Annotated in this window: 14 protein-coding genes; 9 read left to right on the top strand and 5 right to left on the bottom strand. The window is 62.6% G+C overall.

Annotated elements, in window-relative coordinates; translation table 11 throughout:
* Positions 1-80: 80 nt before the first annotated feature.
* The 4 genes from flgH to ATO9_RS20455 are packed head-to-tail and all read right to left on the bottom strand — an operon-like array spanning position 81 to position 3,079.
* Positions 81-860, bottom strand: coding sequence for a flagellar basal body L-ring protein FlgH (flgH, locus tag ATO9_RS20470; RefSeq protein WP_052418495.1), 780 nt, complete (start codon positions 858-860; stop codon positions 81-83).
* Positions 857-1,525, bottom strand: coding sequence for a flagellar basal body P-ring formation chaperone FlgA (flgA, locus tag ATO9_RS20465; protein WP_043753841.1), 669 nt, complete (start codon positions 1,523-1,525; stop codon positions 857-859). The genes flgH and flgA overlap by 4 nt, the downstream gene beginning before the upstream one ends.
* A 3-nt stretch (positions 1,526-1,528) precedes the next feature.
* The gene (flgG, locus tag ATO9_RS20460; protein WP_043753838.1) at positions 1,529-2,314 is read right to left on the bottom strand and encodes a flagellar basal-body rod protein FlgG; all 786 of its coding nucleotides are present in this window, start codon (positions 2,312-2,314) and stop codon (positions 1,529-1,531) included.
* Positions 2,315-2,329: 15 nt separating this feature from the next.
* The gene (locus ATO9_RS20455) at positions 2,330-3,079 is read right to left on the bottom strand and encodes a flagellar hook-basal body complex protein (RefSeq protein ID WP_043753834.1); all 750 of its coding nucleotides are present in this window, start codon (positions 3,077-3,079) and stop codon (positions 2,330-2,332) included.
* A 113-nt stretch (positions 3,080-3,192) separates the two neighbouring features.
* Here ATO9_RS20455 and ATO9_RS20450 point away from each other — a divergent pair, with 113 nt between their 5' ends.
* From ATO9_RS20450 to ATO9_RS20435, 4 genes are all read left to right on the top strand, one after another.
* The gene (locus ATO9_RS20450; RefSeq protein ID WP_043753832.1) at positions 3,193-5,067 is read left to right on the top strand and encodes a hypothetical protein; all 1,875 of its coding nucleotides are present in this window, start codon (positions 3,193-3,195) and stop codon (positions 5,065-5,067) included.
* Between the two features lie 155 nt (positions 5,068-5,222).
* A complete protein-coding gene (locus tag ATO9_RS20445; protein WP_043753829.1) occupies positions 5,223-6,533 on the top strand; it encodes a flagellar hook protein FlgE in 1,311 nt (436 codons plus the stop codon).
* A 62-nt stretch (positions 6,534-6,595) separates the two neighbouring features.
* On the top strand, positions 6,596-8,008 hold the full coding sequence (flgK, locus tag ATO9_RS20440; RefSeq protein ID WP_043753826.1) for a flagellar hook-associated protein FlgK: 1,413 nt from the start codon (positions 6,596-6,598) through the stop codon (positions 8,006-8,008).
* An 11-nt stretch (positions 8,009-8,019) separates the two neighbouring features.
* Entirely contained in the window at positions 8,020-9,102 is a 1,083-nt protein-coding gene (locus tag ATO9_RS20435; RefSeq protein WP_043753823.1) for a flagellin, read from the top strand.
* A 15-nt stretch (positions 9,103-9,117) separates the two neighbouring features.
* On the opposite strand, the gene ATO9_RS20430 is transcribed toward ATO9_RS20435, so the two are convergent.
* Positions 9,118-9,834: a response regulator transcription factor gene (locus ATO9_RS20430; protein ID WP_043753820.1), complete on the bottom strand. Its 717-nt coding sequence runs from the start codon at positions 9,832-9,834 to the stop codon at positions 9,118-9,120.
* A gap of 178 nt (positions 9,835-10,012) precedes the next feature.
* Here ATO9_RS20430 and ATO9_RS20425 point away from each other — a divergent pair, with 178 nt between their 5' ends.
* The 5 genes from ATO9_RS20425 (at position 10,013) to ATO9_RS20405 (ending at position 13,821) form a co-directional block, all read left to right on the top strand.
* Positions 10,013-11,107: a flagellar basal body P-ring protein FlgI gene (locus ATO9_RS20425; RefSeq protein ID WP_043753929.1), complete on the top strand. Its 1,095-nt coding sequence runs from the start codon at positions 10,013-10,015 to the stop codon at positions 11,105-11,107.
* Positions 11,108-11,116: 9 nt separating this feature from the next.
* Positions 11,117-11,440: a rod-binding protein gene (locus ATO9_RS20420; RefSeq protein ID WP_043753817.1), complete on the top strand. Its 324-nt coding sequence runs from the start codon at positions 11,117-11,119 to the stop codon at positions 11,438-11,440.
* A gap of 1 nt (position 11,441) precedes the next feature.
* Entirely contained in the window at positions 11,442-11,843 is a 402-nt protein-coding gene (locus ATO9_RS20415; protein ID WP_043753813.1) for a flagellar protein FlgN, read from the top strand.
* Positions 11,844-11,946: 103 nt separating this feature from the next.
* Positions 11,947-12,783 carry a flagellin N-terminal helical domain-containing protein gene (locus ATO9_RS20410; protein WP_043753810.1) on the top strand — a complete coding sequence of 279 codons (837 nt, stop codon included), beginning with the start codon at positions 11,947-11,949 and terminating at the stop codon, positions 12,781-12,783.
* A 204-nt stretch (positions 12,784-12,987) separates the two neighbouring features.
* The gene (locus ATO9_RS20405) at positions 12,988-13,821 is read left to right on the top strand and encodes a flagellin N-terminal helical domain-containing protein (RefSeq protein WP_043753807.1); all 834 of its coding nucleotides are present in this window, start codon (positions 12,988-12,990) and stop codon (positions 13,819-13,821) included.
* Positions 13,822-13,934: the final 113 nt, after the last annotated feature.

The raw sequence follows: 13,934 nt of genomic DNA, 5'->3' as shown, positions 1-13,934 counted from the left end.
TGAACGTGTTTTCTGTCTCAGGTGTCGTTATCGCCCGCAAAATGGGCGACACTTTTTTCGAACTAGGGCAAAATTCAGGGTTAATAAGGCAATACGATGTCCAGCACATCCTCGCCATAGGCCCGGTTCTGCTGCCGTGACAGCGTCCCTTCACCCCCGTAGGAGATGCGTGCTTCGGCTATCTTTTCATAGGGGATCGTGTTGTTCGTGGCGATGTCCTGGGGCCGGATGATACCTGCAACACGCAGCTCTCTCAGCTCCTGGTTCACCTTCACCTCCTGGCGGCCTGCCACAACCATGTTCCCATTCGGCAGCAATTGCACGACCAGCGCGGCAACTTTCAGGTTGATTGATTCGTTGCGGGTGATCGACCCCGATCCGCTGGCCGATGCGACCGACGAAATATCGACCACATCACCCGTGGGGAAGTCCGCCGCGGTCACGCCCGGCAGGATCTTGTAGATCTGCTTGCCGTAGCCAAAGAAGGTCGGATTGGCGAGCTGTCCGCTGCCTTCACGCGACCGTTGGGAGGCGTTGGAGAGCTGTGCCTCGTCGTCGATCTCGATGTTGATCGTCAGGATGTCGCCCACCTTTGTGGCGCGCTGGTCGGCGAAGAACCCGCCGGATCCGCGTTCCCACAACGATGCGGCCTCGGCCCGGTCGGGGATGCGCGCAACTTCGGGCGGCGGCATGGGAACCTGGACGCGGGCAACCTCCGGCATGGTTTCGGTGGTCATCTCGACGCCGGATATCTTGGGGTCGCGGTTGAACGGAGATTCACCCGAACAGCCGGCCACGGCGGCAATGGCGAGGGACGACAGCGTCAGACGCAGGATCGAAGAGGGCAGGGGGGTGGTCAACGGGATACCTCCACGATGCCTTTGCCGACAGCCACGCCGGACAAAGTGGTGTTGCTAACTAGATTGACGATGCGGATTTCCTGGCCCTTGTGGCCGGCATCCAGGGCCCGGCCCGGCGCGCTCAGCGACAGGAGCCCGTCATCGTATTTGATCGAAATGCGGTCGCCGCGGCCGATCACCAGCGGCTTCATCACCGATTGCCGCATGATCGGGCGGCCCTGTGTCAGCAGGCGTTTCACCTGCATCCCCACGACATCGGCAGGGTCTGTCAGGGTAAACGCCCCGACCCGACGCAGCGGCAGTTTGACCGATCCCACGTCTTCTTCGCGGATCCGTTCGCCGGGCATCATCTGTTTCAGCGGCACCGGGATATCCATCGTGGCAATCGCCAGGCCCGAGATGCGGGTGACAGTGCTATCAGCCAGAACGGCGTTGGCCAGGTACTGACCGGTATCGCGATCCATCCAGAAGGCCGACAGCATCACCGCCTCGACCGGGGCGCCATCCTGTGCGGTGATATGGAACCCGGCCGCTTCGGGCAGTTGCGGGCCAAAGCTTTCGCGCGCCCGTTCCTCGACCAGCACCTTGATGTCTTCGCCCCAGACCGTCGCCGGCAGGACGAACACGACCATGACGATGGCAACATAATAGAAGAAGCGTTTCATGGCTTACCGGATCTGGTTGGCGGTGGACATCATCTGGTCGGCGGTCTCGATCGACTTGGAGTTCATCTCGTAAGCCCGCTGGGCCGAGATCAGGTCAGTGATCTGCTGGATGATGTTGACGTTGGAATTTTCGAGGTAGCCCTGCCGCAGGATGCCGACGGCCGGATCGCCCGGATTGGCCTGCGCCGGATCGCCCGAGGCGACGGTGGCGGCCAGCAGGTTGTTCCCGAGGGGCCGCAGGCCCGCATCGTTGATGAAGGTCGTCAGCGTCAGCTGCCCCAGCTCCACCGGGATGGTGTCATTGCCGATGAAAGCAGACACGATGCCGGTTTCGCTGATCTCCACCTGGGTGGTGTCTTCGGGGACCACGACGCCCGGGTTCACCTCGTAGCCCTGCTGGGTGACCAATTGCCCTTCGGCATTCACGCGGAAGGACCCGTCACGGGTATAGACTGTTTCGCCGTCCGGCATGTTGATCGCGAAGAAGCCACGCCCCTCGATGGCCAGGTCCATCTGGTTCTCGGTCTGCGCCAGGCCACCTTGCGTGTTCAGCCGCACGGTGCCCGCGGTGCGAACCCCCAAACCGACATCGATGCCGGTGGGTCGGTACGTCCCCTGTTCCGAGGTCGGTGCGCCCTCGCGCTCCAGGTTCTCGTAGAGCAGGTCCTGGAAAGAGGCGCGTGCGCTCTTGAAACCCGTGGTCGATGCGTTCGCGATGTTGTTGGAAATCACGTCCACATTCGTCTGCTGTGCCATCATGCCGGTGGCTGCAATGCCCAGTGCCTTCATCTGCCGTCCCCTTTATTATCCTGTTATCTGCCCAAGCCGGCGCAGCATGTCCTTCTTCAGGTCATCTTCCGTCGACATCAGCTTGGTTGCGCGTTCATAGGCCTTCTGGATCATCATCAGCCGGGTGACCTCGGCCACTGGCTGCACGTTGGACAGTTCCAGCGCGCCCTGTTGAAGCTCCGACGTGATGGTCGGCACCGCCTGGCTGGTCTGCCCTTCCGGCGGCACCAGCATCGAGTTTCCGATCCGCAGGTAGGTCTGGATATCCGGCACATCGAACATGCCGATCCGTCCCAGCACGCCGTTGGCCTCCGACGCGATCACGCCATTCGGTGAAATTTCGATCTTGCCGACACCTTGCGGCAGCACGATCTCGGCCCCGCCGTCATCCAGCACCCGCGCGCCGCTCAGCGTGACGAGGTATCCGTCACGGTCCATCGCCAGCTGTCCGTCACGGCCAAAGGCGGTCTGCCCTTCCGGCGTGCGATAGGACATCCAGGCATCGCCCTTCACGGCGACATCAAGCGGGTTGTCGGTGCGGGTGAAGGCGCCCTGCGTCTCGTCCACCCAGGATCCCTGGTCGACGACAAAGTTCGTGCCTTCGCCGACCTCGGCCCCTTCATCGGGATGCAGATAGCTGCTGAACAGGATCCGCTCGGCCTTGAAGCCGGCGGTATTGGCGTTGGCGATATTGTTCGCGGTCACGTCCAGATCGCGTTGCATCGCCCTAGCCAGTGACAAAGCCACGTAGGTGGTGTTGTCCATTGGGAGTCCCTCTGCTCGGTCCCGTATTACCGACCACCTATCCATTTCTCTTCTTGCGGAGGTGGTGTTTTTCTTGCCATTATAGAAACACCTCCAAGAACTGAAGTCAATAATTGCGTAACTATCTTTGCATATCCTTTTGGCTGATCGGATCAGTCCTTGCAGGCGCGGCTCAGGCCGAATCCGCCAAGGTCGTGCATGTGGCCTCGCAACCGCATCAGGCGCAGGTGGAGGTTTCGGACACCCAGCCCGGCTGGAACATCCCGCCGCAGATGCTGCACGCGCCCCATGGCGACCAGGGGTCGTTCCTGGATCAACGCCAGATCCTGCTGGACGAACTGGCCGAGGCGATGACCGGGCTCGCCCCCGGCGCGGCGCCGAATGCGCCCATGGCAACCGCACTGATCGACCTCGCGCGGCTTCACTACCGCTACGGCCTCGCGCCCGAGGGGCTGTCCTTCCTGGATCGTCTGGACCGGCTCGACCTTCCCCCGGCGCATCGGATGCAGCGCGATGTGCTGTCCCTCGCGCTCGGCCTGATCGACCCGCGCGACCTGCCGCTGTCGGACCATGCCACGCGGTTGCTGTCGTCCACCTACGCGCCCTGGCCAGACCAGCCGGTCTTCCTGGCACTCGCGGCGATCCGCGATGGCGACCTGACTGGGGCGGGGCAACACCTCGAAGCGGCCCGTGACCGGCTGCGCAATCTGCCCGACGGCTACCGCGCCATCATTCTGCCGAATATGCTGGAAGCCGCGATCCAGAACGAGGAATGGCGCGTCGCTCGGGACCTGGCCGACGATTTCCACCATCTGCCCGGCCTGTCTCAAAGTGCCGCCTTCCATTTCCTGCTGGGTCGTGCGGCCGAGGCGGGCAATGACCTGCTCGCCGCGTTCGACAGCTATACGCTTGCCTCGACCTCCCGCGATCTTTGGGGGCACCGGGCGCGGATCGGGCTGGTGTCGATGGGGCTGCGCAACGACCTGATCGACGCGACCCAGGCCCGCGACATGCTGCGGCAGGAATCCCTGGTCTGGCGCGGCGACGACTACGCGTTGACGGTGCTGGAAGACCTCGCCGCCCTCGACCACGCCATCGGCGACCGGGTCGCAGCCGTCTCGACCTACGGCGCGATCCTCGACCGCTTCCCCGACCGCCCCGAGACGGAGCTTGCCCGCCAGAAGGCCCGCGCCCTGATCGTCGCGATCTACGAAGAAGGCGCCGCCGGTGACCTGTCGCTGTCGGAATTCCTGCGCGCGCATCGTCGCATCGCGCCCGATTTCCGGTTCGAGCCGGGCTTCGCCGACCAGGCAGAGGCCTTTGCCGATCGCTTCCTTGCCGTCGGCTCCACCCTCGTCGCCGCGCGGGAATATGAAACCATCCACGATCACCTGGCCGTTGCCCGTGACCTCGGCCTGCAAGAGGTCGAGGATACCCGCCTCGATAGCCTGCGCATCAAGCAGGCCGAAAGCCTGATGGCGGGCGGGCAGTACGATGCGGCAACCCTTGTGCTGGCCGACCCGCTGATTTCGGGGACCGAGGCGCTGGACGATCAGCGGCTGCAACTTCTCGCACAGCTATATGCGGAAACCGGACAGACCGAGGCCGTGCTGGAAACGACCAAGGGCGAACCCTCCGCCAGCTTCCTGCGTCTGCGGGCCGATGCGCATTTCAAGCGCGAGAACTGGGCGGACGCCGAAAAGAACTATCGCATGGTCTGGGACAAGCTCGGCTCTGAAATGGCGTTCGAGGATGCGGTGAACTTCCTGCTCGCCAGTTACCGCAACGGCGACCGCATGCAGACGATCCAGCTGTCTCAGGAATTCCCCGAGCTGACGGAGCTGCCCCAATGGGCTGAGATCGCGGAAAGCCTGACCCGCGAACCTGCGCAGCTGCTGCCGCTGCGGCAGGACAATGCGCAAAGCCGGGTCGACGATGCGGCACAGACCCTGCAAAACCTTGAATCCGTGTCCTCCGGGACAAACTGATCAAGCCCTTTTCTTGACCTGAGCAAGAAAAGATCGCGCGCGGCAAGACGACCCTCCGCAGAAAATTCGCTATTCTTTAACCTAAATGAAAATTTCGTTGCTTATATCTTTGTACGAGGAAGAAGGCGGACCCAAAAAAACAAAGAGGGGCAGTTATGAGCATTTCCCAGGCAATGATGTCGGGCGTCAGCGGTCTTATGGCGAATTCCAAGGCCGTGTCGCGCATCTCCTACAATATCGCGAACTCGGACACGACGGGCTACAAGCGCAGCTTTGCCAACATGCTGACCTCCGGGGCTTCGGTTCCCAGCGGCATGATCGAGGCATCGGGCGTACAGGTCTCCGTGGCGCACGAGAACACCAAGGACGGCACCGTTCTGGCCACCGGCAACTCGACCAACCTCGCGATCAGCGGCGGCGGGTTCTTCGCCGTGACGCGGAACGCCAATGACGGCACCACCGAACCCGCACACTACATGACCCGGGCCGGCGATTTCGAACCCGATGCCGATGGCTACCTGCGCAATGCCGCCGGTTATTACCTGGCCGGTTTCCCCTTCGATGAGAACGGCAGCCTCGGCGTGATCGACCGCAACCAATTCTCCGGGCTGGAAACGGTGAAGATCTCGGGCACCTCCGTGACCGGCAACCCGACGACCCTGATGACGCTGCAGGGCAACCTGCCGTCGCAGGAAAGCGGCCTGGCCACGCCCGGTGATCCCTACGTGACCTCGATCGAATACTTCACCGCCCTCGGCGCCGCCGAACGGATCGAGTTCGAATGGCAGCCCAGCTCCAACAACAATGAATGGACGCTGTCGATCAGCGATACCGCCGGCAACAGCTACGGCACGCTCGATGCGACGTTCAATGACAGCGGCGCCCTTGCCGGGTCGCCCCTGGGTTACGCCAACGCCACCAGCACCGCGACGGCACCCGCCGCTTTCGCCTTCGACGCGGCCACCGGCATCGCCACGCTGACGATCGACAACGGTACCGCGCCGCAGGTGATCGAGGTCGAGCTCGGCGCACCCAACACCTTTGACGGGCTGACCCAGTTCGCCGGCGATTACGTTCCGCTGGTCGGCAATGCCAACGGCACGCAGTCCGGCTCTCTTGCCCGGGCCGAGATCACCGAGGATGGCACCGTCTGGGGCATCTTCGACAACGGCATGCGGCGCGAGCTCTACTCGATCCCGCTGGCCACCGTGCCCAACCCGAACGGTCTGCTGACCGCCGACAACAACATCTTCGCGCTCAGCCAATCCTCGGGCAGCTTCACGCTGGCCACGGCAGGGCAGGGGATGGCTGGTGAAATCACCGGCGGCGCCATCGAAAGCTCCAATGTCGACATCGCGGAAGAGCTCACCGAACTGATCCAGAAGCAGCGCGCCTTCTCGTCCAACGCCAAGATCATCACGACGGCGGACGAAATGCTGGACGAAACCGTCCGTCTGAAGCGCTGATCGTGATCTGACCCCGCCCGGGACGCCGGGCGGGATCCGTTCCGATCCGAAAGGATAACCAAATGAGCCTTCTTTCCGCGATCCACGCGAGCCGTACGGGTCTTCTGGCCAATACCCGTCGCGCCGAAATCGTGTCGTCCAACATCGCCAACGCGCAGGACGAAAACTATTCCCGCCGGTCGCTTTCGGTCACCGAAGGCATCGGAGGCGGGGTCCAGGTGCTGGGCGTGTCCCGCGCCATGAACACCGCGATGGATGCCCTCTTCCGAAGCGAAATGTCCTACGCCGCCAAGGCAGACGTGATGAGCCATTCGCTCTCGCTCTACACGATCGAACTGGGCGACATCGACAGCGAGATCAGCCTGCCCGCGCAGCTGGCCAATTTCGAGAACACGCTGGGCCTTCTGTCCAACGCGCCGGAAAACGCCAACCTGCAACAGCAGACGCTCAATGCTGCGGAAATGCTGACCCAGACCCTGCGCGACGCCAATTCGGCCCTGGGTCAGATCAACACCCGCGCGGTCGACGGCATCGCGACAGATGTGAAGACGGCCAATGCCACGCTCGAGGAAATCGCGCGGATCAACACCGACATCGCGCATACCGACCGCGGCACCGACGCCTATGCCTCTCTCGAGGATCGGTTGGGCGCGCAGCTCGACAAGCTGTCCGAGGTGATCGAGATCGACGTGACCTACGACACCGAAGGACGCGCCAAGGTCCACACCGCCGAAGGCCAGACGCTCGTATTTGCCAGCTATGTCAACGAGCTCAGCTTCGACCGGGCCGCCATGGCGCTCTATGCCGGAACCGAGGACATCACCCCCGGCGTCGTCGGGCGGCGCAACTCGGACCAGGGCTCCATCGCCGGCCATTTCGAGATGATGGGCACCGTCGTGCCCCAGATGCAGATCGAGCTGGACGAAATCGCCCGCTCCCTGATCGAAGGGTTCGAGGATGCGGATGCCAGCCTCGCCCCGGGGCAGGCCGGTCTCTTCACCGACCGGGGCTTTGCCTACGATCCGGCCAATCACTCGGGCCTCGCCGGTCGCATCGCGGTCAACGCAGCGGTCGATCCCCAGCAGGGGGGCGAGCTTTACCGCCTGCGCGATGGCATCGGTGCCACCGCACCGGGCGCGATTTCCGACAATTCCCAACTGCTGGATTTCGTCACGGTCTTCAGCGACCTGCAAAGCTTCGCGCCCGAAGCGGGGCAGGGCACCAACACCCGTATCTCGGATTTCGTTGCGGGTGTCTTCGCCAAGCAGCAATCACGGCGGGTCGAGGCAGAAGCCTCCTTCGAAAATTACACCGCGAGCACAGAAACCTTCCGCAGCGCCCGGCTGGACGCCAAGGGGGTCAACATCGACACCGAATTGCAGCAATTGACCCTGATCGAACAGGCCTACAATGCCAATTCGCAGGTCCTCAGGGTGGCGTCGCAAATGATCGACACCCTGCTCGACGCGGTGTGAAAGGTTAAGCGATGATCAGCTTCTCTCAATCCGTTTCCTCCCTCCAAAGCCTGATGTTCCGCCAGCGCACGACCGAAAGCGTCAGCCGCCAATTGCTGGTCGCGGAAACCGAGATTGCCACCGGGCGCTACGCGGATGTCTTTGCCTCTCTCGGCAGCCGCGCGACCGAGGCGATGTCGATGCGCACCTCCTTCGAGCGTCTGGAAGGGCAGATCCAGTCCAACACCTTCCTGCAGAACAAGCTCGATACGACCGCCACCACCCTCGGCAACCTGCGCGACACCGCGCAGGAGGTCCTGACCCTGGCGATCACCAACAGCGATCCGACCTCGGGCAATCCGCAATACCTGCAACAGGCCGCGCGCACGGCCTACGATGCGATCGCCGGTTACCTGAACACGAATTACAACGGCAATGCGCTGTTCAGCGGGGTCGATACGGATCGCAGCCCGGTCAATCCATGGGATCGCAAGGACGGCGCGACGGGGCTCAGCCCCTCCGACGTCCTGGCCGGCGTGACCGGCGGCACGGTGACCGACGCGGCCGACGCCGCCGCCAAGCTGGCCGAGATCAACGCGATCTTCGACGGGACCACGGCCAATCCCGATACCGCATTCGAGGAAAGCTTCTACAACGGCACCCCGCACGAGGATGGCAGCGGCAATGCCAATCCGCGCCTGGCCGCGATCATCGACGACGGCATCCGCATCGATTACGGCGTGCAGGCCAATGACGATGCGTTCCGCGACGTGCTCAAGGGGCTCGCGCTGCTGGCCTCGGCCGATCCGGTCGACATCACTGATGACGGCGCCTATGCCGCCTGGGTCGGGGCCGCCGTTGGCGCGCTTCAGACAGGGGTCAGCGGCGTGCTGTCCCTGGAAACGCGCACCGGCACCTACCAAGGCCAGATCGAGGATACGATCAGCCGCCAGGAAACACGGCGCGACCTGCTGTCCACGCAGATCAGCGAGCTGGAGGGCGTCGATCCCTACGAGGCCGCAACCCGGCTCAGTGCGCTGGAAACGCAGCTTCAGGCCAGCTACGCGGTGACCGCGCGGCTGCAGAACCTCAGCTTCGTCAACTTCATGTATTAAGACCGGTCCGGCGGATCACATTCCGCCGGCCTGGGCCATCATCTCCGGCGCAGGGGTCGAGAACTTGTAGCCTCGGCCATGCACGGTTTCGATGTAATGGTGGCCGGACAGGGCCGCCTGGTCGATCTTCTTGCGGATCTTGCAGATATAGACGTCGATCACCTTGTCGAAGGGCTGATCCTCGGCCATGCCATAGACCGCGTCATAGATCGCGCCCTTGGACACGACCTTGCCCGCCTGCAGCACCAGTTGCTGGAAAATCGCATGTTCGCGGCGCGACAGTTTCACGATCTGCCCGGACACTTCCGGGTCGCGCCCGTCGAAGAACGCCGTGACCTCGCCCACTTGAACCGACTCCGCCGCGTGACCATGGGACCGGCGGGTGATGGAATTGACCCGCGACCGCAGCTCCACGCCCTTGATCGGGATCACCAGGTCATCGTCCGCGCCCGCATCCAGCGCCGCCGCGGTGTCGCGCGAATTGCGGAAATCCCGCATAACGATCACCGGGTTGGAACAGCCCGCCGCGCGCAATGCGCTGATCTGGTCGACCAGGTCCGGCGTGTCCGCAAGCAGAAAGGGCCGGTCCTCGTGTCCACCACGGTTCAACAGCCCGAGTTCGCCGCGGAAAAAAGCCGCCTGAATCGGGACGGGACGCATCTTGGCCGAGCGAAGTTCGTCCATGACTCCCTTCAGACGCCCCGCGCGCGGTTCGTAAAGATAGATATGCATACTGCTCCCGATCCTTGTTTTTGTTGATCGGCCCTACAAGTGTTTTTGCCATGATAGAAACACAACACTGTAAGCGTCAAGCATTTCTGCGCCGATGCATGAATTGCGGCTAATCTATTCTTGAAATTCAGGGCGAATTGACCAATAATCTTTGTAACTTTCACAAAGAATGCTGGTCATGTCCCTGCTTCGTGCGCTTCTTCTCCTGATCCTTACGGCGGCGCCGGCCCTGGCCGATGTCCGGATCAAGGACATCGCCAGTTTCGAAGGCATCCGGGAAAACCAGTTGGTTGGTTATGGCTTGGTCGTCGGGCTCAACGGCACCGGTGACAGCCTCCGCAACAGCCCGTTCACCCAGAAAAGCATCGAAGGCATGCTGGAACGCCTCGGCGTCGGCAACCTTCAGGACGAGACCATGCGCACGCAGAACACGGCGGCCGTCATGGTCACCGCGATGCTGCCGCCCTTCGCGCGGCGCGGGTCGACCATCGACGTGGTCGTGTCCTCGCTGGGGGATGCGTCCTCCCTCCGGGGCGGTACGCTGATCGTCACGCCCCTGTCCGGTGCGGATGGCGAGGTCTATGCCGTGGCCCAGGGCCCGATTGCCGTCGCCGGCTACGCCGCGCAGGGCATCAACGCCGAAATCGTCGAAGGCGTGCCTACCGTCGCCCGGATCGAAAACGGCGCCACGGTCGAGAACGAGGTCGAATTCCGCCTTTCCTCGATGCAATCCTTCCGCATCGCGCTGCGCACCCCCGACATCACCACTGCCAGCCGCGTCGCCGACAAGATCAACGAAACGCTGGGGCCGGGCACCGCGCAGGTGCTCGACTCCACCACGATCGAGGTCGTCGCCAACGACAAGGGCGACACCCCTGAAATGATGGCGGCGGTCGAAGGGCTGATGGTCGATCCGGACAGCGTAGCCAAGGTCGTCATCGACGCGCGCTCCGGCACCATCGTGATCGGGTCGAACGTCCGTATCGACAAGGTTGCCGTGTCCCAGGGCGGGCTGACCGTGATCGTGCGCGAGGATATCGAGGTGTCGCAACCCGAACCGATCTCCATCGGCGGAACCACCGTTGTCGTGCCCCAGACCGAGGTCGAGGTGCAGGAATCCGAAACCTATTTCACCATCCTCGAAGGTGACGTCAGCCTGCAGCGGCTGGTCGACGGGCTGAACGCGATCGGCGTGACCGCGTCGCAGACCATTTCCATTCTCCAGGCCATCAAGGCCGCCGGCGCGCTGCACGCCGATCTGGAAATCATCTGAGGACCCGCCATGGACATTTCAGGACAGGCCGCACTCGCGCTCACCCAGGCCCGGCAGCAGCAGGCAACGCAGGGGCAGGGCACCTCGCCAGAGGTTCAGAAGACCGCCCGCGAATTCGAGGCCGTCTTCCTGACCCAGGTCGTGGACGAGATGTTCAAGACGGTCGATCTTGGTGACATGTCCGGCGGCTTTGCCGAGGAAACCTGGCGCAGCTTCATGGCCCGCGCCTTTGCCGATGAACTGGCCGCCCGTGGCAGCACCGGCATTTCCCAAAGCGTCGAGGCCAGCATGAACAGCTATCGCAACGCGATGAACGCGAAGGGAGGGGCCTGACATGACGGGCATGGCGCAAGCGATGAACCTGGTGGACCGGCTGTCGCGCATTCTCCGCGATGAAATCGCCGCGATCACGAGCGGAAAACTGGCCCAGGTGGCCGAACTTTATCCGCAGAAATCCGCGCTGCTGGCCGAGATGGAAAAGGTGTTCGCGACACCCGCGCCCCTCTTGGAGGATCATCCGCAATCCCCGCAGCTGCGCGAAAAACTGTCGGACCTCCGCGAACTGATCGCCCGTGACTTTGCGCTGCTGGAAAAGATGACCGAGGCCACAGGCGCAATAATAGAAGAGCTGGACCGCATCCGCGACCGCCATTCCCTGTCCGGCGTCTACGGCCCGGACGGTGAAAAAAGACCCACCACAGTGTCGTCCTCGCAACACTTCGACCAGTCGCTCTGATTTTTTTTGCCTCCGATCAACTTTGGGTGGTAACGTCCGCTCACGGGCAGGCCCGTTTTCGACAGAAAGTCGATGACGCGATAAAAAAATATCGGAGCAGAAAATGTCTTCTATTCTGACGAACAGCAGCGCCATGACGGCGCTGTCGACGCTGCGCAATATCAACAACTCCCTCGGCGAAACCCAGAACCGGATCTCCACCGGTCTGCAGATCTCCTCGGGTAAGGATAACGCAGCATATTTCTCGATCTCCAAAACCATGTCCGGCGACAGCGGCATGTACAAGGCGATCGACGAAAGCCTCACGCTGCAGCAAAACGCGCTTTCGACCGCCCGCCTGGGTGCCGAAACCGTCGTTGATCTGGCCGAAGAATTCGCCGAGCGCGTTGCCTTCGCACAGGGCGGCACCGAGGAAGTGCGTGCCGACGTCCAGGCAGAACTGGACGAACTGGTTGCACGTATGTCCACCACGATCTCGCAGTCGACCTTCAACGGCACCGACTACGTGAACGACACGGCCACCGTGACCGTCGTGACCGGCATCAGCCGTTCGACCTCTGGCTCCATCTCGACCACGTCGATGAGCTTCCTCCAGCAGGATCTGGGCACCATCCAGGCTCAGCTGGCCGCTATCGACCTGACCACTTCGGATTCCGCTGGCGCGCAGCTGGCCGATCTCCAGACCGCCGAAAGCATGCTGGCATCCGCCGTGTCTTCGGCAACTGCACTGGGCATCGCCGAAAAGTCGATCGAGACGCAGAAAGAGTTCCTGACGGAATTGACCGACCGCCTCGACAGCGGGATCGGGTCAATGATCGACGCGAACATGGAAGAGGAAGCTGCCCGCTTGCAGGCCTTGCAGGTCCAGCAGCAGCTTGCGACCCAATCGCTAAGTATCGCGAACTCGGCGCCTCAGAACATTCTGAGCTTGTTCCGCTAAGCGCGAACACAGGTGAGCCATGGGGGCCGCGAGGGATAGCGGCCTCTTGATACCCAATTATCGCAAACAGGCGCGTTTCCGATCCGCGCGTGTCGTCCTGTCGGTCTTCCGGCGGGCCGGCGCATCGGACGGACCGTGTACATACGGGGCAACCCGTTTCAGACAGAATGTCGAAGCCGCGATATAAAATAATCGGAGCAGAAAATGTCTTCCATCCTGACCAACTCCAGCGCAATGACCGCGCTGTCCACGCTGCGCAACATCAACAGCTCGCTGGGCGAAACCCAGAACCGGATCTCCACCGGTCTGCAGATCTCCTCGGGTAAAGATAACGCAGCTTACTTCTCGATCTCCAAGACCATGTCCGGCGACAGCGGCATGTACAAGGCGATCGACGAAAGCCTCACCCTGCAGAAGAACGCACTCTCCACCGCCCGCCTGGGCGCGGAAACCCTGGTCGACCTGGCCGAGGATTTCGCGGAACGCGTTGCCTTCGCACAGGGCGGCACGCAGGAAGTGCGCGACGACGTCCAGGCAGAACTGGATGAACTCGTTGCACGTATGGCAACCACCATCTCGCAGTCGACCTTCAACGGCACCGACTACGTGAACTCCACCGCGACCGTGACGGTTGTGACCGGTATCTCCCGCTCCGGCGGTTCGATCACCACCACCACCGTCGACTTCGTCCAGCAGGATCTGGGTGCAATCCAGTCCGCCCTGGACGCGGTTTCCATCACCTCCGCCGGCACTGCCGCGCTGCAGCTGGCCGCCCTTCAGACGGCCGAAGCTCAGCTCGCCAACGCCGTGTCCTCGGCAACTGCCCTGGGCATCGCCGAACGCTCCATCGAGACCCAGAAGGAGTTCCTCACGGAACTGACCGACCGTCTCGACAGCGGCATCGGCTCGATGGTCGACGCGAACATGGAAGAAGAAGCAGCCCGCCTGCAGGCCCTTCAGGTTCAGCAGCAGCTTGCGACGCAGTCACTGTCAATCGCAAACTCGTCGCCGCAGAACATTCTGAGCTTGTTCCGGTAACCATTTGGTTGCATGATAAAAGTAAGGGGCCGCGGCACGGTCACGGCCCCTTGCCTTTCCACCCTGGGACGAACCCGGGGGGAGTTTGAGACAAAACAGCCGCAGAATGCGGC

It is taken from the genome of Pseudooceanicola atlanticus, assembly GCF_000768315.1.
GTDB lineage: Bacteria > Pseudomonadota > Alphaproteobacteria > Rhodobacterales > Rhodobacteraceae > Pseudooceanicola > Pseudooceanicola atlanticus.
This window is presented reverse-complemented; position numbering and strand designations above follow the sequence as displayed.

Excerpts from the sequence above, each read along its gene's own strand:
- flgA (WP_043753841.1), bottom strand. The coding sequence starts at position 1,525 with ATGAAACGCTTCTTCTATTATGTTGCCATCGTCATGGTCGTGTTCGTC.
- flgG (WP_043753838.1), bottom strand. The coding sequence starts at position 2,314 with ATGAAGGCACTGGGCATTGCAGCCACCGGCATGATGGCACAGCAGACG.
- ATO9_RS20455 (WP_043753834.1), bottom strand. The coding sequence starts at position 3,079 with ATGGACAACACCACCTACGTGGCTTTGTCACTGGCTAGGGCGATGCAA.
- ATO9_RS20445 (WP_043753829.1), top strand. The coding sequence starts at position 5,223 with ATGAGCATTTCCCAGGCAATGATGTCGGGCGTCAGCGGTCTTATGGCG.
- flgK (WP_043753826.1), top strand. The coding sequence starts at position 6,596 with ATGAGCCTTCTTTCCGCGATCCACGCGAGCCGTACGGGTCTTCTGGCC.
- ATO9_RS20435 (WP_043753823.1), top strand. The coding sequence starts at position 8,020 with ATGATCAGCTTCTCTCAATCCGTTTCCTCCCTCCAAAGCCTGATGTTC.
- ATO9_RS20430 (WP_043753820.1), bottom strand. The coding sequence starts at position 9,834 with ATGCATATCTATCTTTACGAACCGCGCGCGGGGCGTCTGAAGGGAGTC.
- ATO9_RS20425 (WP_043753929.1), top strand. The coding sequence starts at position 10,013 with ATGTCCCTGCTTCGTGCGCTTCTTCTCCTGATCCTTACGGCGGCGCCG.
- ATO9_RS20420 (WP_043753817.1), top strand. The coding sequence starts at position 11,117 with ATGGACATTTCAGGACAGGCCGCACTCGCGCTCACCCAGGCCCGGCAG.
- ATO9_RS20415 (WP_043753813.1), top strand. The coding sequence starts at position 11,442 with ATGACGGGCATGGCGCAAGCGATGAACCTGGTGGACCGGCTGTCGCGC.
- ATO9_RS20410 (WP_043753810.1), top strand. The coding sequence starts at position 11,947 with ATGTCTTCTATTCTGACGAACAGCAGCGCCATGACGGCGCTGTCGACG.
- ATO9_RS20405 (WP_043753807.1), top strand. The coding sequence starts at position 12,988 with ATGTCTTCCATCCTGACCAACTCCAGCGCAATGACCGCGCTGTCCACG.